This window comes from Ancylobacter novellus DSM 506 (genome assembly GCF_000092925.1).
GTDB lineage: Bacteria > Pseudomonadota > Alphaproteobacteria > Rhizobiales > Xanthobacteraceae > Ancylobacter > Ancylobacter novellus.
The window spans coordinates 1,994,472-2,014,577 of record NC_014217.1; the positions used below are offsets into that span (position 1 = coordinate 1,994,472).

Genomic DNA, 20,106 nt, shown 5'->3' on the forward strand with positions numbered 1-20,106 from the left:
ATCCGCGCCGACCTTGGCCGAGCTGCGGAAGCAGTGTCAATCGATGAACAGGCCGTGATCGCCGAGGCCCCAGGCGCAATACCATCCGCCATGGAAGGGTTTGGCCCCCTCCAGTTCCGGAGCGCCGTTGGCCAGCACCTCCTCGGCGTAATCCTCGGCATCGTCCACGGGCCGATAGCCGAGCACACCCGCCTCGCGGTTGTCCCAGATCAGGCGGGAATTCGCCGACATGCCGTAGGCCACGACATAGTGCAGCAACGGCGCCTCGATGGAGCAACGCAGCAGTTCGACCATGTCGCGCGGGCTGATCCAGACGGAAAGATGCCGGATATCGGCGGGCTTCGGCCGATAGGCGCCGATGCGCAGGCTCACCACGCTCAGCCCGAACTTGTCGGCGTAGAGCCGGCCGAGTGCCTCGCCGGTCACCTTGCTGACACCGTAATAGCTGTCCGGGCGAGGCGCGATCGCGCCGGTCAGAACCTCGCTGCGACGGTAATAGCCGATCGCGTGATGGCTGGAGGCAAAGACTACCCGCTTTACCCCGGCGCGCCGGGCGGCCTCGAAGACATTATAGGTGCCGACAATATTGGCCGGCAGCACCTGCTCCCAGGCATTGCTCTCGGGTTCCACCGACACGCCGGCGAGGTGGACGACGCAGTCGATGCCCTGCATGGCGGCTTCGAGCGCCTCAAGGTTGCAGATGTCGACCTTGAGACATTCCTCGTCGGCATTCGCCGGCTCTATGTCCGCCAGGTCGAGCAGGCGCATCAGCGGATAGCGTCCGGCGAGCCGGTGCCGCGCCTCCCGCCCGATGATGCCGCCGGCACCTGTCATCAATACGCGCATGACTTGACTCTTCCTCTCCTGGCCCGCGCGCGGCGAGCGCGCCCGCGGCGTCAGTGAATGACGCGGATCGCCTTCTGGGTGTCGACGTCAAAAAAGTGCATCTGGTCGGCGGCAATCGAGACCGTCACAGGCTCGTGGACGCGGATCGGCGCATCCGGGGCAACCCGTGCCACGGTGAGGGCCGTACTCCCGATCCGCATGTCGAGGTGCATTTCCGAGCCGAGCTGCTCGATCACGTCGACGGTTCCCTCGAGCTGATTGCCGAAGGCGCCGATCGAAATATGCTCGGGGCGGATGCCGACCATGACCGGCCGGCCGGCATAGCCGCGCAGAGCCGCCTTGTTCCGTTCGCCCACCGCCAGTGACGCGCCCTCGACGCTGACACGCTCGCCGAGCTCATCCAGCGTGCCCTTGAACACGTTCATGGCCGGCGCGCCGATGAAGCCGGCGACGAACAGGTTCTCCGGACGGTTGTAGACATCGAGCGGTGTTCCCACCTGCTGGACGAGGCCGTCCTTCATGATCACGACGAGATCGCCGAGCGTCATCGCCTCCACCTGGTCATGGGTCACGTAGACCGAGGTCGCCGGCACACGCTCGCGCAGGCGCTTGAGCTCAACGCGCATCTGCGCACGCAGCTTGGCATCGAGGTTCGACAGCGGCTCGTCGAACAGGAAGACCTGCGGGTGGCGGACGATGCAGCGGCCCAGCGCCACGCGCTGTTGCTGGCCGCCGGAGAGTTGCTTGGGACGGCGCTGCAGCAGCGGCTCGATGCTCAGGATCGAGGCGGCGTGGGCAATCTTCTCGGCGATCCTGGCCTCGCTTTCCTTCCGGTTGCGCAGGCCGAAGGCCAGATTGTCGTAGACCGTCATGTGCTGGTAGAGCGCATAGTTCTGAAACACCATCGCGATATCGCGATCCTTGGGGGGAAGGTCGTTCACGACCCGCCCTCCGATGCTGATGGTCCCGCCGCTGATCTCTTCCAGGCCGGCGATCATGCGCAGCGTGGTGGACTTGCCACAGCCGGACGGGCCGACCAGCACGGCGAAGGCGCCCTCGGGGATCTTCAGGTCGATGCTGCGCACCGCGGTCACGCCGCCATAGCTCTTTACGAGCTGGTTCAGAACGACTTCCGCCATCGGTAGGACTCCAGAATTCGCAACAAGATGCGCGTGATCAGATCTTCAGGCCGGTGATGACGTATTTCTGGCCGAAGAAGGTGATGAGCAGGGCCGGGCCAAGCGCCATGACGGCGGTGGCGCTCATGAGATTCCACTCGATGCCGAGTTCGTGGACGAACTGCGCCATGACCACGGTCAGCACCGGCGTGTTGTGGCTGGTGAGCAGCAGCGCGAACAGGAACTCGTTCCAGGTCCACAGCCAGCAGAGGACCGCGAGCGCGGCCAGCCCCGGCACGGCGGAAGGCAGCGCGACGCGGACGAAAGCTCCCCACCGCGTGCAGCCGTCGATCAGAGCCGCATATTCCATCGACGGATCGATCCCGTCGAAGAAGCCCTTCATCAGCCACGAGAAGAAGCAGATGTGAACGGCGATGTGCGGCAGCAGCAGGCCGAGATAGGTGTCGTAGACGCCGAGGTTCTGCGTGACGATGTAGAGCGGCAGCACCCAGGAGATGTAGGGCACGCAGCGGAACACGTAGATGATGGAGAACCAGCCGCTGGCGATGGGACCGCGAAAGCGAGAGAGCATGTAGCCGCTGGTCACCGTGATGCCGAGCGACAGGACCGTCGCCAGCGTGGCGATGATCGCGCTGTTCACATAGGCCTTGATCACCGTCCGGTTCTCGAACACCTCGGTGAAGTTATCGAGCGTGAACTCCGTGCCGCGATGAACGTAGAACATGCCGGAGGCCGGGCGCAGCGAGGTCAGCACCAGCCACAGCACCGGAAAGGCGATGACGAAACCGATCCCGATGACGAAGAGATAGAAGAAGGCCCGCCGCGCACCCGGCGCCATCAGGGCGAAGAAGCCGCGCTCGCTCTTGTGCATGGGAGACTGCGCATCGAGACTGGCAACGGTCATTTCGATACCTCCACCGCACGGTTGAGCAGCCGGTAGAGCACCAGGCCAAAGATCACGATCACCACGCCACCGATGAGGGCGGCTGCGGAGCCCTTACCGAAATTCATGCGCTGGAAGGCTTCGACATAGGCGTAGATGCTGAACATCTCGGTGGTGCGGGCGGGGCCGCCGCCGGAGATGACCCACACCTGGTCGAACACGCGGAACGCGTCGATCGAGCGGATGACGACGCAGACCACGATGACCGGGCGCAGCATCGGCAAGGTAAGGGAACGGAAGACGCGCCAGCGGCCGGCGGCGTCGATGGCCGCCGCCTCAAACGGCTCCTTCGGCAGGCTCTGCAGGCCGGCGAGAAGCAGCACGGCGAACCACGGCGTCCACAGCCAGACGTCGGCCAGGACGATCACCATCATGGTGGTCCAGCGATAGGCGAGCCAGGCGACGGGAGGCAGGCCGATGCCCTCCAGCACCACGTTCACGATGCCGAACTGGTCGTTGAACATCCAGCGCATCATGATCGAGGCGATGACCGGAGCCACCATCAGCGGCAGCAGGACGATGGTGCGCACTACCGACTGGCCGACGAAGTTGCGGTTGAGCAGAAGGGCAAGGCCCAGCCCGCACACCAGCGAGAGCGAAACGCTGAGCACGAGGAACAGCAGCGTGTTCGGGATGGCGAGGCCGAAGAACGCCGGATCGGTAATGACTTCGATATAGTGCTTCAGTCCGACCCAGGTCTTCTTCGGATCGTAGAGCGTCCAGTCCCGGAACGAGGCGTTCGCGCCCAGAACGATCGGGACCACTTGGAACAGCGCCATGGTGATGGCGGCCGGCGCGATGAGCGCCAGCATGAAGCGCTCCTTTTCCCCGAAGAATGAGGCCAGGCGTCTCATATTGAGCTTCCCCGCGCGTAAAAGAGGGGCGGAAGCCGCGTCGGGCTTCCGCCAGGTTCGGCTCCCGGGAGGGATCAGTTCGTCCGGGCCGCCGCGGCGTGGATGGCGGGCGCGGCGTCTTCCAGCTTCTTCGGAATGTCCTCGCGCGAGCCGTTCAGCGCGCCGACGACACCGTCATTGTAAGCCTTGTGGATGGCCGGCCATTCGGGGGTGTAATAGCCGCCGGCGATGACCTGCATCACCTTGAAGACCACCTCGTCGGCACGACGGAACAGGGGATCGGTCTCGGCGAGCGTCTTCCACACCTCGGTGTTCGGCGGCGGACCGCCGGTCGCCTTCCACAGCCCGATCTGGCCTTCCTTGTCGAGCATCATGGCGCCCAGCATCTTCTTGGCGACTTCCTGGCGCTCGGCCGGCACGCCCTTGGGAATGGCCCAGCCCCAGATGTCATTCCACGCGACGTGTTCCTTGCGCGAGGGCCCGAGGGGCAGGAAGCCGATATTGATCTTGCCGGCGACCTTGGACTTCTTCGGATCGTTGAACTGCCCGTAGAGCGTGAGGTCCGCCACGGTGAAGGCGGCGTCGCCCGCCTGGAAGATCGCATTGGCGTCGTTGCGGGTATAGGAGATCATCGCCGGCGGGCTGATCTTGGTCTTGTTGATCGCGTCCCACCAATATTCGACGACCTGCTGCGAGCAGGGCTCGGCGATCATCGGCTTCCAGCCATTGGCGGCGAGCACCTTGTTGTCGCGCTCATAGGCCGGGGCCAGCACGTCGCAATTATTCGTCCAGTTGGCCCAGAACCAGCTGAACCAGCTGTGGTTCATCGCCATGCTGCCGACGAAGCCCCACTTCACCTTGCCGTCCTGCTGGAGCTTCTGGGAGAGCGTCGAAAGCTCATCCCAGGTCTTGGGCAGATGCGCTTCATCGACGAGATCGGTGCGATAGTAGAAGACGCCGAAGGTGTGGGCCATCGGCACCACGGTGGGCTTGCCGTTGTCATTGAGGAACGCGACGTCCACCGTCTGCTTCAGCGCCGTGTCCATGCCGGGCACGTCGTTGGTCGGCGCGAGCCAGCCCTTCCAGAGCTGGCCCCAGTCGTCATTGTGCCAGATGATGTCGTACTGATCGCCGCCGGAGGTCAGCGTCGCCGTGACCTTTTCCATGAAGATCTCGTAGGCCATCGGAATCTTGACGATGGTCACGCCGTTCTTGGCGGCCCATTTTTCCATGATGGCAATGGAAGCCTCCTGAATCGGATGCTTCATGTAGCCGATCTTGATCTCGACCGCCGATGCCGCGGTCGATCCCATGAGCGCACCAACGCCCAACGCCCCGGCCGCCACTAGCGCGCGAATATGCGCCACCCAACCCTTCATCGCCTGCTCCCTAAGATGTGGGCATCAACGCCCTTTTTGTGATTGAGATTACATTATTTCAGCGAAAATCACCTCGTCAAGTACCGTTATGCAGATAATTTCCCTTATAAATCAATGTGATAATCAATTTCATCTCTTGTAAAATTTACATCAATCAATAAAAGTCGCTTCCTATGCCGATCTTTGGCCTATTAATCGCCACCCCTTGGTATTTTGAATAACATGACAGACCCATCACGCAGATCACAGCCAATGTCGGGCGAGTGAGATGCAGCTTCATGCAACCACATATTCCCTCCAAGGACACCCTCGCCGTACGCAATCAGCATCGCAGGATTCGCGTTGTATGTAATTTTTACACATCGCTACGTTTGTCATTAACTAACTGATTATACGTAACTTTATGGCGAATTAGCTCTTGCTGACGCCGCGTTGACACCGAACATGACTTATGCGAGCTATGTATAGCTTCCACATGTCGCCCCCGACAGAGACCGCAATCGACCATTCGCCGTGATCCGCGGAGTCTATTTTGACGAATAGTCGAAATTGCAAGAAATTCAGCGAATATCGAAGTTCAATCGCCATGCGATCATCCAATAACAACTTGTTCTCAACCGCGATGGAGCTTCGGCGATGAGCGACGCGGGTTCGATGCCGCTGCCATCCGACGCGCGCGATCCGCTTGCCGAGACGGCCCCGATCCAGGCATCCGTGCGGCCGGTGGCTTCGGATGTTCCTCGCCGGTTCCGCAACTATCTGGCGCTCGACGATTTCGAGCGGGCGGCGCGCCGGCATCTGCCGCGCATGATCTACGGCTATGTCTCTGGAGCGGTGGAGACCGGCTCGGGCATGCGCGAGGCGCGCCAAGCCTACGCCGATCTCGCATTGGTGCCGCGCACGCTCATGGACGTGGCCGCTCGACACCAGGCGCGTGGGCTGTTCGGTCCGTCCTACGCGAGCCCCTTCGGCATCGCCCCTCTCGGCGGCGCCGCGATGGTCGCCTACCGCGCCGATATCGAGCTCGCCGCGGCGGCGCGCGCGGCGCAGGTGCCGATGATCCTCAGCGCTTCCTCGCTGATCAAGCTGGAGGATGTGCACCGCGAGAATCCGGATGCCTGGTTCCAGGCCTATCTGGCCGGCCATCAGCCACGCATCGACGCGATGGTCGACCGCGTGGCGTCAGCCGGGTTCGGCACGCTGGTCGTCACCGCCGACACGCCGGTTCCCGGAAATCGCGAGAACAACACCCGCAGCGGCTTCAGCATGCCGCTGCGGATCACGCCGAAGGTCGCGCTCGATAGCGTGCTGCATCCGCGCTGGCTGATCGGCACCGTCGGCCGGACGTTTCTTCGTCACGGCGTACCGCATTTCGAGAACATGGACGCGGCACAGGGCCCGCCCATGTTCTCCCGCGATTTCGTGCGCAACATGAACAGCCGCGACCAGCTGGCCTGGTGCCATGTGGAGGCGATCCGCCGCCGCTGGAAGGGCAAGCTGGTGGTCAAGGGGCTGCTGGCCGCCGCCGATGTCCGCAAGGCGCGACAGATCGGTGTCGATGGCGTGATCATCTCCAATCACGGCGGCCGTCAGCTCGACTACGCCCTGGCTCCGATCCGCGCGCTGCCGGAACTGCGCGCCGAGGCGCAGGAGATGACCGTCATGCTCGATGGCGGCATTCGCCGCGGCACCGATGTGCTGAAGGCATTGGCCCTCGGTGCCGATTTCGTCTTCCTCGGCCGCCCGTTCCTTTATGCCGCCTCGCTCGGCGGCACGGAGGGCGTGCTGCACGCCATCCGGCTGCTGTCCGAGGAGATTCACCGGGACATGGCCCTGATGGGGCTGCGCACCCTGGACGAGCTCACCCCCGACATGGTGCGGCCTATCCCTAGCCGCGGGTAGGCGCCTCGCATTACCGAGTGGAGAAGAACAATGGGCGATGACACCCAATCCCTTTCGATCATGAGCGCGCTCGCGGTCGAGGTGGCGTTCAAGCGCTGGATCGTCCCGAGCTTCGAACAGAAGACCGGCATCCGGACCGCCCTTGTCTGGGACCCGACCACGGTCCTGATGCGACGTGTACGCGAGGGCGAACGCGCCGACGTCATCCTGGCGATCGACTACGCAATGGACGACTTGGAGCGGGATGGCGTCATCCGACGCGAGACCCGCATTCCGGTCGCGCGGGCGATGGTCGGGCTCGGCGTCCGTCATGGTGCGCCCAAGCCGGACATCTCGACGGTCGAGGCGCTGAAGGAGGTGCTGGTGGGCGCGCGCTCCGTCGCCTATTCGCTCGGAGGCGCCAGCGGCATCTATTTCCAGGACCTGATCAAGCGGCTCGGTATCGCCGATGCGGTAAACGCACGGGCGGTCACCATCCCCGCCGGCTTCACCGCCACCAAGGTCGTAAGTGGCGAGGCCGAATTCGCCGTCCAGCAGGTCAGCGAACTGATGTCGGTGGACGGGGTGGATGTCGTCGGCCGGTTCCCGGACGAGATCCAGACCTTCACCGATTTCTCGGCCGCCATCTTCGCCGATGCCCGCCACCCGGAGGCCGCGCAGGCGTTCCTCGACCTTCTGGGCTCCGATGCGGCCGTCGCCGCCTACGAGAAGGGCGGACTGTCTTCCCTCGTGCGCGCGCCTACCGCCGCCTGATTTTGACACGCAGGAGGATCGAGAAATGGCCGCGGCTCCCCGCATCACCCTGCTTCACGCCACCCCTGTGGCGATGGAGCCCATCCGGAATGCCTTCGCGCGGAGGTGGCCGGCCGCCGAGACCGTCAATCTGCTCGATGACGGTCTCTCGATCGACCGCGCGCGCGAAACCGAGCTGACCGAAGCGATGATCGAACGCTTCGTTTCCTTCGGCCGCTATGCGCACAGCACCGGCGCCGACGGCATATTGATCACCTGCTCCGCCTTCGGTCCGGCGATCGACCGGCTGATCGACGAACTGCCGATACCGGTACTCAAGCCCAACGAGGCGATGTTCCGTGCGGCCATCAGCCAGGGCAACAACATCGGCATGCTCGCCACCTTCGCGCCGGCGGTAGCGACCATGACCGAGGAGTTCGACGACTTCGTGCGCGAAGGATCGGCGACGGCCTCCCTCACCACCATCGTGGTCGATCGAGCCATCGATCTGCTCCGTCAGGGCGATGCCTCTACTCACAACGAACTCGTCGCGGCGCGCGCACCGGAGCTCCAGAACTCCGATGCCATCATGCTCGCGCATTTCTCCACGTCCCGCGCCGCCGAGGCGGTTCGCAAGGTGGTCGACGTGCCCGTGCTCACCGCCCCCGACGCCGCTGTCGATCTGATGAAGCAGTTGATTGAGGCCTAGCGCCAATTCATCGGCTCCGGTGCGAGGTCGGGGCCGGCAGGATCACGATGGTCCAATGTCGATCATTCGCTGTCGGAACTCATGCGCGAGGGGTGCCGCATGAAGTCGAAATCACATCCCTCATCCGCCTGCAGCACGCTCGCATGGTACAGCCGGGCATAGCCGCGCTCAGGCGTCCTGCCGCGGCCTTGCCGGGCCCGGGCCATCTCGCGCCGGCGCAGTTCGTCATCGTCGACCAGGACGTCAATCCGTCGCCCGCCGGTATCCAGCCGGATCAGGTCGCCAGTCTCCACCAGCCCCAGCGGACCGCCGACGGCCGATTCCGGCGTGATGTGGAGTACGATGGTGCCGAAGGCGGTGCCGCTCATCCGCGCATCGGATATCCGCACCATATCCTTCACCCCCTGGCGGGCCAGTTTTTTCGGAATCGGCAGATAGCCGGCTTCCGGCATTCCCGGCGCGCCCTTGGGACCGGCATTCTGCAGCACCAGCACGTCATCGGCTGCCACGTCGAGTTCCGGATCGTCGATCCGCGCGATCATGTCGGCCACCGAGCTGAACACCACTGCCCGGCCGGTATGGGCGAGCAGGTGCGACGAAGCGGCGGCCTGCTTGATGACCGCGCCGCCGGGCGCCAGATTGCCGTGGAGCACCGCCATCGAGCCCTCGGCCTTGATCGGCGCTCCACGCGGCCGAATGACATCCTGTCCGGGCACGTCCTCGGCCGCGGCCACCACCTCGCGCAGCGTCCCGCCGGCGACCGTCGGTGCGTCGAGATCGATCAGGTCCCCGAGTTCCTTCAGCAGCTTCGGCACGCCTCCGGCGTGATGGAAATGTTCCATGTAGTGGGCGCCGGAGGGCTTGAGGTCCACCAGTACCGGCACGCGGCGGCCGATCTCGTCGAGTTCTCCCAGATCGAAGCGATGCGGCGTGCGGTTGGCGATGGCGGCGAGATGAATCACGCCATTGGTGGAGCCGCCGATCGCCTGCATCACCACGGCGGCGTTGCGGAACGCCTGCGGGGTGAGCAGTTCGCTCGGCCGCGGTCCACCCTCCACCGCCAGACGCGCCGCCGTGCGGCCGCTGGCCTCGGCGATCCGCACGCGATCTGCGTGCGGCGCCGGCACGGTCGCGCTCATCGGCAGCGAGAGGCCGAGCGTTTCGGTGATGCACGCCATGGTGCTGGCGGTGCCCATCACCATGCAGGTGCCCACCGAGGGTGCGAGGCGGCCATTGATCACCTCGATCTCCTCGGCATCAATCGTGTCCGCCCGATGGGCGGCCCACAGGCGACGGCAGTCGGTACAGGCCCCGAGAACCTCACCCTTGTGATGGCCCACCACCATCGGGCCGACGGGGACAACCACCGTTGGCAGATCGACGCTTGCCGCGGCCATGATCTGGGCCGGCAGCGTCTTGTCGCAGCCGCCGATCACCACCACCGCATCCATCGGCTGTGCGCGGATCATCTCCTCGGTGTCCATCGCCATCAGGTTGCGCAGGAACATCGAGGTCGGGTGGGCGAAGCTCTCGTGGATCGAGATGGTGGGAAACACCATCGGCATGCCGCCGCTGAGCATCACGCCGCGCTTCACCGCCTCGATCAGCTGCGGCGCGTTGCCATGGCAGGGGTTGTAGTCGCTGTGGGTGTTGGTGATGCCGACGATCGGCCGGCTCAGCGCGTCGTCCGAATAGCCCATCGCCTTGATGAAGGCCTTGCGCAGGAACAGGGAAAATCCGTCGTCACCATAGCTGGTGAGCCCCTTGCCGAGACCTTTTCCCATGATGGGTTCCTTCTGCCACGCAACGCTCCGGCGCTGACGCCAGCATTGGTGCACAGGGCCATATTGTCAATAATATGCCGATCTTAATGCCTATGTTCGGGATATATAGCGCATATTATTGACAATGCGGCGGCGCCAGTGTTTGCCTTGGCCGTGTGGAGCCTTAGAGGCGGGAGCCTGACATGCGCGCGAGAACGGTGTCGTCCCCCGAAGCCGATGCGGAACAGGCCGTGCTGCGCCAGCTCGAGGACGACATCATCTTCGGCCGGATCGCGCCGGGTACGCGCCTCGTCGAGGACGTCATGATCGAGCGCTACGCGACCAGCCGGCATTATGTCCGCCGCGCCCTTGCCGTCCTCGAACGCGACGGCCTGGTTCATCTGGCGCGCAATGTCGGCGCCACCGTCTGCTCCTTCTCGGCGGAGGAAGTGCGCCAGATCTACGAGGTGCGCGAAATGCTGACCCGTCAGATCATCCTGATGATCCCGCTGCCCGCACCCGCATCCCTCGTCGCGCAGCTGACCGCGATCCAGGCCGATTACCGCCGCGAGGCCGCCGCGCCGAACCTGCGGCGCCTGCACGAGATCAACGATGCCTTCCATCTCGCGATGTTCGAGGCCTGCGGCAATCCTTATCTGGTGCGGACCGCGAAGGACTATATGCGCCTCACCCTCCCGGTCCGGGCTTCCAACCTCGCCGATCCCGAGGGCCTGCGCCGCTCGCTCAGCGAGCACGACATCATGCTCGATCTGCTTCAGGGTACGGATGGCTGGGCACTGGCCCAGCTCAACATCGATCACATGCAGGGCAGCAAGAACGATTACATCGCCCGCACGAAGCCGTCGGTCACACCGCTGGCCGCGCCAATGAAACGCACAGGAAACCGCTCATGAAACTCGACGCCAGTGCCTCGGGTGTATTCCCGATCGCGCCGACCCCGTTCCACGCCGACGGCCGCATCGACGAGGCTTCCATCGACCGGCTGATCGAACGCTATCTGGCCGCCGGGGCCGATGGCGTCACCGTGCTCGGCATATTGGGCGAGGCGCCGAAGCTCGAGCCCGAGGAATCGCTGGCGATCACCACGCGCTTCATCGAAGGCTTCGGGGCGCGCCCCGTCATCGTCGGCGTGTCGGCGCCCGGCTTCGCTGCCATGCGCTCGCTTGCACACGCTGCGATGGAGCGGGGCGCGGCCGGCGTCATGATCGCGCCCCTGCCCTCGTTGCGCACCGACGAGCAGATCGTCGGCTATTTCCGTCAGGCGGTCGAGGCCATCGGCGCCGACATTCCCTTCGTCCTCCAGGACTATCCGCTCACCCTCACGGTGCAGATGACGCCTTCCGTCATCCGCCGGATCGTCGAGGAGAACCCCTCCTGCGTCATGCTCAAGCACGAGGACTGGCCGGGACTGGAGAAGATCTCCGCGCTGCGCGCCTTCCAGAAGGAAGGCTCGATGCGCGAGCTCTCCATCCTCACCGGCAATGGCGGCCTGTTCCTCGACTTCGAGATGGAGCGCGGCGCCGACGGCGCGATGACCGGCTACGCCTTCCCGGAAATGCTCACGGCCGTCGTTCGACTGCAGAAGGAAGGACGCCGCGACGACGCGCACGATCTGTTCGACGCCCATCTTCCGCTGCTCCGCTACGAACAGCAGCCGGGTGTGGGGCTCGCGGTGCGCAAATATGTGCTGATGCGCCGCGGCACCCTCGCCTGCGATGCCCAGCGCCGCCCCGGCTCCACGCTTTCCGCCACGGCCAGGGCCGAGGTCGACTACCTGCTCCGGCGGCTCGATCAGCGCAGCGAGCGGCTCGCCTCCTGGCTGGCCGCCTCGTGAGGGACGCGTGGCGGCGCAAGGCGAGCTGAAGACCGTGCAGTACCGGAGCCTCCCCGCGGACGAGGAATTTCACGCGGGCGGCCGGACGATGAAAGACGAGACAAGATGAAGGGCTTCAGCGCTCACATTGGCTATCTCTTCAACGAAGTGCCGCTCGAGCGGCGTTTCGCGGCCGCGCGGGATGCCGGCTTCAGCATGGTGGAACATCCCACGCTCTATTCGCTGCCGGCGGCGCGGGTGAGGCAGCTTCTTGCCGAATGCGGCCTGGGCCTCGTCCAGTCGAGCTTTCCCGCCGGCGACATCGCGCGCGGCGAGAAGGGCTTTGCCGCCCTGCCGAATGAGATCGAGCGCTTCCGTGCCTCCCTGGCGGGGAGCGTCGACTACGCAGTGGAAGCCGGCATTCCCGCGCTGCACTGCATGGCGGGCGTGCGCCCGGCCGGCGCCGACCCGCGGCAGATGTGGGACACCTACATCGCCAATATGCGCGCGGCGGCGAGCGCGACTGCCGAGCGCGGCATACTGCTGCTGATCGAGCCGATCAGCAGCGGCAGCATCGCGGATTATTTCATCGAGGACCCCATGGACGCGGTGCGCGCCATCGCCGAGATCGGGGCATCGAACGTCCGCCTGCTTTACGACGTGTTCCACGCCACGATGATCGGCTCCGATCCCTTCGGCTTCATCCGCGACCATGCGGAGCTGATCTACCACATCCACATTGCCGACCATCCCGGTCGCCATGAGCCCGGAACCGGCACCATCGACTTCCAACGGCTCTATGGGACGCTCGAAGACGTTGGCTACGATGGCTTTATCGGCTGTGAGTATGTCCCCCGCGGCGACACCGTCGAAGGGCTCGGCTGGATGAACGGGTTCCGGCCCATCTGACCATCCGCTGCCGCCAAGGCGTGGATGGCCGGGCCAAGCCCGGCCATGACGGTGATCTTGGAATAGCCGACCGCTACGCCGCCTTGCCGAGCCGGGCGAGTGCCTCGCGGATCTTCTCGGCACGCGCCTGGGCCGTCTCGCGGCGCTCGCGCTGCTCCTCGATCACCTCTTCCGGCGCCCGCTTGATGAAGTCGGCATTGCCGAGCTTGGCGTCGACCTTGGCGATGTCGTCGGCGGCCTTGGCGAGCTCCTTGCCGAGCCGCGCGGCCTCCGCTTCCATGTCGATGACGCCGGCGAGCGGCAGCGCCGCGGTCTCGCCGCGCACGACGAGCTGCACCGAGCCGGCCGGCGCGTCCTCGGCGAAGGAGATGCCCGAGAGCCGGGCGAGACGCACCAGCACGTCGTTCCACACCGTCACGCGGTCGACAGTCGCCTGCCGCGCCGCGACCAGCACCAGCGGGATCTGCGCGCCGGCGGGCACGTTCATCTCGGCACGGACGGAGCGGATTTCGGCGATGAGGTCGATCACCCAGCCGATCTCGCCTTCCGCGTGCGGCGCTTCCAGCCCGTCGAGCGTCGACCACGGCGCCAGCGCCAGCAGGCTGGTGCGGGGCACGCCCCCCTCCACCGTACGAGCCCACAGTTCCTCGGTGAGGAAGGGCATGAACGGGTGCAGCAGCTTGAGGATCTCGTCGAGCACGAAGGCGGTGGTCGCCCGCGTCTCCGCCTTCAGCGCCTCGTCGACGCCGGTGAAGACCGGCTTGGCGAGCTCGAGATACCAGTCGCAGAAGATGTTCCACACGAAGCGATAGGCCGCGCCCGCCGCCTCGTTGAAGCGGTAGGCCCCGATCGCCTCGGTGATCTCCTCGCCCGCCTTCTGGGTCTCGCCGAGGATCCAGCGGGCGAGCGTCGATTCCACCTTGCGCGGATCGAAGGCCGCATCGCGCCCGCAACCGTTCATCTCGGCGAAGCGGGCAGCGTTCCAGAGCTTGGTCGCGAAGTTGCGGTAGCCCTCGACGCGGCTGGTCGCCAGCTTGATGTCGCGGCCCTGCGCCGCCATGGCGGCCAGCGTGAAGCGCAGCGCATCGGCGCCGTACTTCTCCACTAGGTCGAGCGGGTCGATGACGTTGCCCTTGGACTTCGACATCTTGGCGCCCTTCTCGTCGCGAACGAGGGCGTGGATGTAGACGTCCTTGAACGGCACGACGTCGTCCATGAAGTGCAGGCCCATCATCATCATCCGGGCGACCCAGAAGAAGATGATGTCGAAGCCGGTGATCAGCACCGAAGTCGGGTAGTAGCGCTTCAGCTCCGGCGTCTCGTCCGGCCAGCCGAGCGTCGAGAACGGCCACAGCGCCGAGGAGAACCAGGTGTCGAGCACGTCCTCGTCGCGGGTGATGAGGTTCGCGCGCTTGTCGGCGTCGACGGCCAGTTCCTGCGCCTCCGCATCGGTGATGATGCCGGCCTGGACGCAATGGGCGAGCGCGGCGGCGACCGCCTCCTCCTCCGTCTCCTCGACGAAGACCGTGCCGTCCGGCCCGTACCAGGCCGGGATCTGGTGACCCCACCAGAGCTGGCGCGAGACGCACCAGGGCTGGATGTTCTCCAGCCACTCGAAATAGGTCTTCTCCCAGTTCTTCGGCACGAAGTTCGTGCGCCCCTCGCGCACGGCGGCGAGCGCCGGCTGGGCGAGCGTATGGGCGTCGACATACCACTGGTCGGTGAGCCACGGCTCGATGACCACGTTGGAGCGGTCGCCATGGGGAACCATGTTGGTGTGCGGCTCGATCTTGTCGACGAGGCCACGCTCCTCCATCAGCGCGATCACCGCCTTGCGGGCAGCCTCGCGGCTCTGGCCGTCCAGCGCCAGCACGGCGTCAAGGTCGGCACCCGCCTGCGCGCCTTCGAGGAAGTCGGCATTGCCGGCGAGTGTCATCCGCGCCTCGGCGTCGAGCACGTTGATCATCGCCAGATCGTGCCGGCGGCCGACCTCGAAGTCGTTGAAGTCGTGCGCCGGGGTGATCTTCACCGCGCCGGTGCCCTTGGTCGGGTCGGAATATTCGTCTGCGACGATGGGGATGAGGCGGCCGACCAGCGGCAGGCGCACCTTCGCCTTCGCCGCGACCAGCCCCTGGTAGCGCGGGTCCTCCGGATGCACCGCGACTGCCGTGTCGCCCAGCATGGTCTCGGGGCGCGTGGTGGCGACGACGATGTAGTCGCGTGTCTCGAATTCGTACGGCAGACCGTTCTCGTCGAAGGCGATCGGATGCTCATAGGTCACACCATCGGCGAGCGGGTAGCGGAAGTGCCAGAGATGGCCCTTCATCTCGACCTGCAGCACTTCGAGGTCGGAGATCGCCGACTGGAACTTCGGGTCCCAGTTGACCAGGCGCTTGTCCTTGTAGATCAGCCCTTCCTTGTAGAGCCGCACGAACACCTTGAGGACGGCGCGCGACAGCCCCTCGTCCATGGTGAAGCGCTCGCGCGACCAGTCGCAGGAGGCGCCGAGCTTCTTCAGCTGGTTGATGATGGTGCCGCCGGACTCTTCCTTCCACGTCCAGACGCGCTCGACGAAGGCCTCGCGGCCCATCTCGCGGCGGCCGGGAAGCTGGCGCTCGGCGAGTTGGCGCTCGACCACCATCTGCGTGGCGATGCCGGCATGGTCGGTGCCGACCTGCCAGAGCACGTCCTTGCCGCGCATGCGCTCGAAGCGGCAGAGGATGTCCTGCAGCGTGTTGTTGAGCGCGTGCCCCATATGGAGCGAGCCGGTGACGTTCGGCGGCGGAATGACGATGCAGTAGGGCTCGGCATCTACGCGCTCGGGACGTCCGGCCTTGAACGCGCCCGCCTCCACCCAAGCCTGGTAGATGCGGTCCTCAACGGCGGCGGGATCGAACCTGTTGTCGAGCATTTTGGCTCCGGCACCTCGAATGAAACGGGTGCGAGAGAAAGCGGAGCCGGCCTCTCAAGTCAACAAGGCAAAGGGCAAGGTAGGGCTGCGGCGGCGCGGATTCGTCTCCGCGCCGGCGGTTCACTGGCCCTGACGGGCGACGCGCTCGATTTCGGCGCGCACGAGGCGCTCGACCAGCGAGGGCAGGTTCTCGTCGAGCCAGGTCTTCAGCATGGGCCGCAGCGCCTCGGTGACGAGGTCGTCGACGCTGCGTGCGCTCGGCGTCACGCTCCGGTGCAGCGAGCTGAAGGCCGAGGTGACGGCGTTGTTGGTCTGGCCGGAGACCAGCCGCTCGCGCGGCGCCTCGGCCGTGGCCGGCTCGGCGGTCGCCGCCGGCCGATTGGCGGCGCCGGGACGGCTCTCGGGCAGGCGCGGCTCGGCGCGGAAGGACGGGACGAAGGCGCGCGGCAGGCTGGGAGCCGGCTTGGCGGGCGCGGCCTCGACCGCCTCCGGCGTGACCGTCTCGGGCGTGACCGCGTCGGCGCTCTTGGCCTCGACGGCCTCCGCCTTGGCGGCCTCCGGCACCGCCGGCTCACTCACATCCTGCTTAATCGCCTGGAGCTGCATCTCGGCGGTCTCCGCTGCGGAGGGAGTCTCTGCGGCCGGCGCATCCGATACTGCCGGCGCGTCCATGACGGGTTCGGCGATCCGGGCCTTGGGCGCCTCGAAAGCGGCAAGCTCCGCCTGCACCGCCTGCTCGACCAGAGCGAGGTCGAGCAGCACGCTGGCCAGCGGCGCGTCGAGATTGTCCGCGGCAGCCCTGGAGATGACCGGCTTGAGCGCGACGGGCCTGTGGGCGACGGGATCGGAAGCAATCGGCCTAGCCTCGGGAATCGGTGCCGCGACAGCCTCGGCGGCCGGCACCGGCTCCTCCACCGGCAGGGCCCGTGCGGAGGCGAGGCCCGACGCGCTGCGCGTGCGCGGCGCGAACGGGTCCGCCGCCGGAGCGCGGCCGGCGGGTACGTAGCTCGGCGCGGCGGACGAGCTGCGGAAGCCGGGAGCGGGGGCCGCATAGGAATAGGGCGATTCCGTCGGCTGACGGGCCGCGGAGAAGGCGGGTGGCACGGGACGGGTGGTGGCCGAGGCCACCGGCATCACCGGCTCGCGCGGACGCAGCGGCGTCGGCGTGGCGAAGCCATTGCGGGACGAAGGGATCGTGCCGTTCGCAGTGCCGTTGAGGGGCTCGCGGGCCGCCGGCGCCGGGCGGCTGCTCAGGGGAGCCGGCTCGCGGGCCGACACGTCGCGCAGCGGCGTCTCGCGGACGGGCAGCGGACGCGCCGAGGTTTCGCGAACCGGCGCCTCGCGTGTCGGCATCTCGCGTGGGGGGATCGAGCGGGCCGAGGCCGATGTCGGCCGGGATGCGGAGGGTGCCGGCGGCACGGGGGCCGGTTCGGGAGCAACCTCGTCGGCAATGATGCGCCGGATGGAGGCGAGAATTTCCTCCATGGACGGCTCGCTGGCCCTCGCACTCGCCGACATGTGCTGTTTTCCGATCGCTCAGACCGACGGGCGCGAACAGTGCTGCCGCGCACCGCACGAATCACTTCTTAACACTTCATGAAGTCTGTACCGGCAAAGGCTGGACGCCAAGCCGCAACAGCTTGATGACTGTGGACAGCGACCCGCGGACGGCCGTCCGCGTCCTCACTGCCCGCCGGGAGTGCGTACCCCGATCCAGGCGTCGCGCACCTGGTTGTAGTGGATCTGCGGGTTGTAGAGCGGCACCTTGAGACTGAGCTTCGTGGCGCTCAGCTCGCCGCTCGCCGACAGCACCGAGTAGGAGGCGACCACGCGGTCGCGCTGGGCGATGACGAGGCTCGCGCGGGCGTCGAACAGCGCGGTCTGCGCGTTCAGCACGTCGAGCGTCGTGCGCTGGCCGACGCGCCATTCCTCGCGCACGCCACGCAGCGCGATCTCGTTGGCGGCGACGGAGGCCTGCGCCGATTCGATCGCCGCCTTCGCCGCTTCCCAGGCGCCCCAGAACTGCACCACATTGGCGCGGACCTGCTCGCGGTTGACGTCGACCTCGATGCGCAGCTGACCGAGCGTCTCCTTGGTCTGGCGGATCGTCGCGTATTCGGCGCCGCCCTGATAGATCGGCACGGTGAGGTTCAGCGTCGCCGCCGCGGCGGTCTGCCGCTCGACATTGTCCGTGCTGTTGTAGTCGGACGAGGCGCTGCCGTTCAGCGTCAGCGTCGGCGACAACGCCGACTCGGCGACCTTCACGTTCGACAGGCCCGCATCCACCGCGAACTCGGCCGCCTTGACCGCCGGATGGCGGCTCAGGCCGAGATCGACCGCGAGATTGAGGTTCTTTGGCAGCAGGCGGTCGATCGGCCGGCCCGGGGTCAGCTTGTTCGGGCGCAGCCCGATCACCTGGTAGAACACGGCGTTGGCGGTGTTCAGGTTGGACTGCGCCAGCGCCAGCTCGCTCTCGGCATTGGCGACGCTCGCCTCGGCCTGGGCGACGTCGGTGCGGGTGATCTCGCCCACCGCGAAGCGGTCGCGGGCGGCGCGCAGTTCTTCGCGCAGCGCTTCGAGGTTCTGCTTCTGCAGCTCCAGCAGCGCGGCGTTCTGCAGCACGTTCATATAAGCCGTGGCGGCGTCGAGCAGGACGAGCTGCTCGGTGTTGCGCAGCAGCTCGCGCTGGCCCCTCACCTGCGATTCGGCGCTGCGCACGGAATTCGCGGTCTTGAGGCCGTCATAGATGGTCTGGCTGATCGTGATACCGAAGCCCGACGGGAAGGTCAGCATGTTGCTGAGCGCCCCCGTGCCCTGCAGCGCGGCCGCCGAGCGGTCGAGACGGGTCTCGCTCCACTGCACGCCCGTAAAGGCGGAACCGAAGATCTGCGGCCGGTAGCCCGACAGTGCGATCGGCACATATTCGTCCGTCGCGCGGGTCGCCGCGCGCTGGGAATTCAGGGTGGGGTTATTCCGATAGGCTGCGACGAGAGCCTGTTCTAAGGTCTGCGCGTGAGCCGGGAGCGAAAATCCCATGCCAAAAATGACCGCCGCGAACGCGACGACCTTGCCCCCGGTAGTCGACAGCCACATGGTCCAACCTCTGCGAACGCTCTACTTGACCGGAGCCGCCTGCCCTAGGGCGACTCTCATATCGCTCTTCAACGTTAACGCAGAATAGGTGCTGGAAGAGGGGCTGTGAACCGTTCGGTTCACTCGGACGGACGATTTAATCGGACACGCGGCAGATCAGCCACAGCGCCCCCGCAAGCCCTTAGAATACAAAGCCCGGACGCGCCTCGAAGCCCGGCAGGGTGGGCACCGCGGCATCGAACACGACGCGCGACCCGACGCCGCCGGTCGTGTTGGTGAACACCGTAGCGCGCCCTGCGCGCCCCCGTCCGACGACTGCCACCAGCCGCCCGCCGGGTTTGAGCTGCGCCAGCAACGCCTCGGGCGCCGAATCGACCGAACCGTTCAGCAGAATCACATCGTAGGGCGCCTCGGCCGACCAGCCGGCGGTGAGCGGCCCATGGACATAGGCGGCGTTGAGCAGGCCGAGATCGACGAGCACGCTCGAACCCTGCCCCGCCAGCTCGGCGTCCTCCTCGAGCGCGACCACCTGCCCGGCGAGCTTCGCGAGCACCGCCGTCGAATAGCCGCTCGCGGCACCGACATCGAGCACCAGCGCCTCTGGGCCGATCTCCGCCGCCTGCAGCAGCTTGGCGAGCACCATCGGCTCCATCAGGTAGCGCGACGGAGACCCTTCCTTCACCAGCAGATCGTCGTCGATATAGGCGAAGTTGCGCAGCCCGGCCGGCACGAAACGCTCGCGCGGGGTCTCCAGCATGGCGGCGACGATGCGCAGGTCGGTGACGTCGTTGGCGCGCACCTGCGCGTCGACCATGGCGCGGCGCATCTCGGCGAAATCGATCATTCGGCGACAACCTCGATTGAGGGAACAGGCAGGCGCGCAGCCGCGCGCGAGGGCGGCTGCGAAACCGGCAGAGAATTGCGGCACGCACGCGCGCAATGCAAGCATTCTCGGTGCCGCATCCTAAAAGATTCAGCCGCTCCCCTGCCGCCGCGCCAGGCACCGGCATGCCCGCCGGGCAGATCGCCGCGCCCTCCCCGCCGCCCATCCGCGTTGCTCATCGCAAAGAGCTCTGTTATGAGGCGCGCCGG

At 66.2% G+C, this 20,106-nt stretch carries 16 protein-coding genes; 6 read left to right on the top strand and 10 right to left on the bottom strand.

The window, feature by feature from the left end; genetic code table 11:
- Positions 1-36: 36 nt before the first annotated feature.
- The 5 genes from SNOV_RS09555 to SNOV_RS09575 form a co-directional block, all read right to left on the bottom strand.
- Positions 37-846: an NAD-dependent epimerase/dehydratase family protein gene (locus SNOV_RS09555; protein ID WP_013166718.1), complete on the bottom strand. Its 810-nt coding sequence runs from the start codon at positions 844-846 to the stop codon at positions 37-39.
- A gap of 50 nt (positions 847-896) precedes the next feature.
- Positions 897-1,985, bottom strand: a complete 1,089-nt coding sequence (locus tag SNOV_RS09560) for an ABC transporter ATP-binding protein (RefSeq protein ID WP_013166719.1) — start codon at positions 1,983-1,985, stop codon at positions 897-899.
- 37 nt (positions 1,986-2,022) lie between these two features.
- Positions 2,023-2,889 (bottom strand): carbohydrate ABC transporter permease, encoded by an 867-nt coding sequence (locus SNOV_RS09565; protein ID WP_013166720.1) that lies wholly within the window; start codon positions 2,887-2,889, stop codon positions 2,023-2,025.
- On the bottom strand, positions 2,886-3,740 hold the full coding sequence (locus tag SNOV_RS09570) for a carbohydrate ABC transporter permease (RefSeq protein ID WP_244412915.1): 855 nt from the start codon (positions 3,738-3,740) through the stop codon (positions 2,886-2,888). The genes SNOV_RS09565 and SNOV_RS09570 overlap by 4 nt, the downstream gene beginning before the upstream one ends.
- A 116-nt stretch (positions 3,741-3,856) precedes the next feature.
- A complete protein-coding gene (locus SNOV_RS09575) occupies positions 3,857-5,161 on the bottom strand; it encodes an ABC transporter substrate-binding protein (RefSeq protein WP_013166722.1) in 1,305 nt (434 codons plus the stop codon).
- A 636-nt stretch (positions 5,162-5,797) separates the two neighbouring features.
- Between SNOV_RS09575 and SNOV_RS09580 the strand changes: the two genes are divergently transcribed.
- The 3 genes from SNOV_RS09580 to SNOV_RS09590 are packed head-to-tail and all read left to right on the top strand — an operon-like array spanning position 5,798 to position 8,504.
- The gene (locus SNOV_RS09580) at positions 5,798-7,063 is read left to right on the top strand and encodes an alpha-hydroxy acid oxidase (RefSeq protein WP_013166723.1); all 1,266 of its coding nucleotides are present in this window, start codon (positions 5,798-5,800) and stop codon (positions 7,061-7,063) included.
- 30 nt (positions 7,064-7,093) lie between these two features.
- The gene (locus SNOV_RS09585; protein ID WP_013166724.1) at positions 7,094-7,816 is read left to right on the top strand and encodes a molybdate ABC transporter substrate-binding protein; all 723 of its coding nucleotides are present in this window, start codon (positions 7,094-7,096) and stop codon (positions 7,814-7,816) included.
- A gap of 25 nt (positions 7,817-7,841) precedes the next feature.
- Positions 7,842-8,504, top strand: a complete 663-nt coding sequence (locus SNOV_RS09590) for an aspartate/glutamate racemase family protein (RefSeq protein WP_013166725.1) — start codon at positions 7,842-7,844, stop codon at positions 8,502-8,504.
- 62 nt (positions 8,505-8,566) lie between these two features.
- On the opposite strand, the gene SNOV_RS09595 is transcribed toward SNOV_RS09590, so the two are convergent.
- Positions 8,567-10,288 (bottom strand): IlvD/Edd family dehydratase, encoded by a 1,722-nt coding sequence (locus SNOV_RS09595; protein WP_013166726.1) that lies wholly within the window; start codon positions 10,286-10,288, stop codon positions 8,567-8,569.
- A 182-nt stretch (positions 10,289-10,470) separates the two neighbouring features.
- Between SNOV_RS09595 and SNOV_RS09600 the strand changes: the two genes are divergently transcribed.
- The 3 genes from SNOV_RS09600 (at position 10,471) to SNOV_RS09610 (ending at position 13,010) form a co-directional block, all read left to right on the top strand.
- Positions 10,471-11,181 (top strand): GntR family transcriptional regulator, encoded by a 711-nt coding sequence (locus SNOV_RS09600; protein ID WP_013166727.1) that lies wholly within the window; start codon positions 10,471-10,473, stop codon positions 11,179-11,181.
- Positions 11,178-12,122 (top strand): dihydrodipicolinate synthase family protein, encoded by a 945-nt coding sequence (locus SNOV_RS09605; protein ID WP_013166728.1) that lies wholly within the window; start codon positions 11,178-11,180, stop codon positions 12,120-12,122. Before SNOV_RS09600 ends, SNOV_RS09605 begins: the two co-directional genes overlap by 4 nt.
- Before the next feature lie 105 nt (positions 12,123-12,227).
- A complete protein-coding gene (locus tag SNOV_RS09610; RefSeq protein ID WP_013166729.1) occupies positions 12,228-13,010 on the top strand; it encodes a hydroxypyruvate isomerase family protein in 783 nt (260 codons plus the stop codon).
- Between the two features lie 73 nt (positions 13,011-13,083).
- On the opposite strand, the gene SNOV_RS09615 is transcribed toward SNOV_RS09610, so the two are convergent.
- The 4 genes from SNOV_RS09615 to SNOV_RS09630 all read right to left on the bottom strand — a co-directional run bounded on the left by SNOV_RS09615 (position 13,084) and on the right by SNOV_RS09630 (position 19,858).
- On the bottom strand, positions 13,084-15,921 hold the full coding sequence (locus SNOV_RS09615; protein ID WP_013166730.1) for a valine--tRNA ligase: 2,838 nt from the start codon (positions 15,919-15,921) through the stop codon (positions 13,084-13,086).
- Positions 15,922-16,041: 120 nt separating this feature from the next.
- On the bottom strand, positions 16,042-17,406 hold the full coding sequence (locus SNOV_RS24225) for a PopZ family protein (protein WP_013166731.1): 1,365 nt from the start codon (positions 17,404-17,406) through the stop codon (positions 16,042-16,044).
- A 198-nt stretch (positions 17,407-17,604) separates the two neighbouring features.
- The gene (locus SNOV_RS09625) at positions 17,605-19,014 is read right to left on the bottom strand and encodes a TolC family outer membrane protein (protein ID WP_013166732.1); all 1,410 of its coding nucleotides are present in this window, start codon (positions 19,012-19,014) and stop codon (positions 17,605-17,607) included.
- Positions 19,015-19,195: 181 nt separating this feature from the next.
- Complete coding sequence (locus tag SNOV_RS09630) at positions 19,196-19,858, bottom strand: protein-L-isoaspartate O-methyltransferase family protein (protein ID WP_013166733.1); 663 nt, start codon at positions 19,856-19,858, stop codon at positions 19,196-19,198.
- Positions 19,859-20,106 lie beyond the last annotated feature (248 nt).

What these genes read in the sequence shown, in the direction of transcription:
- SNOV_RS09555 (WP_013166718.1), bottom strand. Translation starts at nt 846, where the DNA reads ATGCGCGTATTGATGACAGGTGCCGGCGGCATCATCGGGCGGGAGGCG.
- SNOV_RS09560 (WP_013166719.1), bottom strand. Translation starts at nt 1,985, where the DNA reads ATGGCGGAAGTCGTTCTGAACCAGCTCGTAAAGAGCTATGGCGGCGTG.
- SNOV_RS09565 (WP_013166720.1), bottom strand. Translation starts at nt 2,889, where the DNA reads ATGACCGTTGCCAGTCTCGATGCGCAGTCTCCCATGCACAAGAGCGAG.
- SNOV_RS09570 (WP_244412915.1), bottom strand. Translation starts at nt 3,740, where the DNA reads ATGCTGGCGCTCATCGCGCCGGCCGCCATCACCATGGCGCTGTTCCAA.
- SNOV_RS09575 (WP_013166722.1), bottom strand. Translation starts at nt 5,161, where the DNA reads ATGAAGGGTTGGGTGGCGCATATTCGCGCGCTAGTGGCGGCCGGGGCG.
- SNOV_RS09580 (WP_013166723.1), top strand. Translation starts at nt 5,798, where the DNA reads ATGAGCGACGCGGGTTCGATGCCGCTGCCATCCGACGCGCGCGATCCG.
- SNOV_RS09585 (WP_013166724.1), top strand. Translation starts at nt 7,094, where the DNA reads ATGGGCGATGACACCCAATCCCTTTCGATCATGAGCGCGCTCGCGGTC.
- SNOV_RS09590 (WP_013166725.1), top strand. Translation starts at nt 7,842, where the DNA reads ATGGCCGCGGCTCCCCGCATCACCCTGCTTCACGCCACCCCTGTGGCG.
- SNOV_RS09595 (WP_013166726.1), bottom strand. Translation starts at nt 10,288, where the DNA reads ATGGGAAAAGGTCTCGGCAAGGGGCTCACCAGCTATGGTGACGACGGA.
- SNOV_RS09600 (WP_013166727.1), top strand. Translation starts at nt 10,471, where the DNA reads ATGCGCGCGAGAACGGTGTCGTCCCCCGAAGCCGATGCGGAACAGGCC.
- SNOV_RS09605 (WP_013166728.1), top strand. Translation starts at nt 11,178, where the DNA reads ATGAAACTCGACGCCAGTGCCTCGGGTGTATTCCCGATCGCGCCGACC.
- SNOV_RS09610 (WP_013166729.1), top strand. Translation starts at nt 12,228, where the DNA reads ATGAAGGGCTTCAGCGCTCACATTGGCTATCTCTTCAACGAAGTGCCG.
- SNOV_RS09615 (WP_013166730.1), bottom strand. Translation starts at nt 15,921, where the DNA reads ATGCTCGACAACAGGTTCGATCCCGCCGCCGTTGAGGACCGCATCTAC.
- SNOV_RS24225 (WP_013166731.1), bottom strand. Translation starts at nt 17,406, where the DNA reads ATGGAGGAAATTCTCGCCTCCATCCGGCGCATCATTGCCGACGAGGTT.
- SNOV_RS09625 (WP_013166732.1), bottom strand. Translation starts at nt 19,014, where the DNA reads ATGTGGCTGTCGACTACCGGGGGCAAGGTCGTCGCGTTCGCGGCGGTC.
- SNOV_RS09630 (WP_013166733.1), bottom strand. Translation starts at nt 19,858, where the DNA reads ATGATCGATTTCGCCGAGATGCGCCGCGCCATGGTCGACGCGCAGGTG.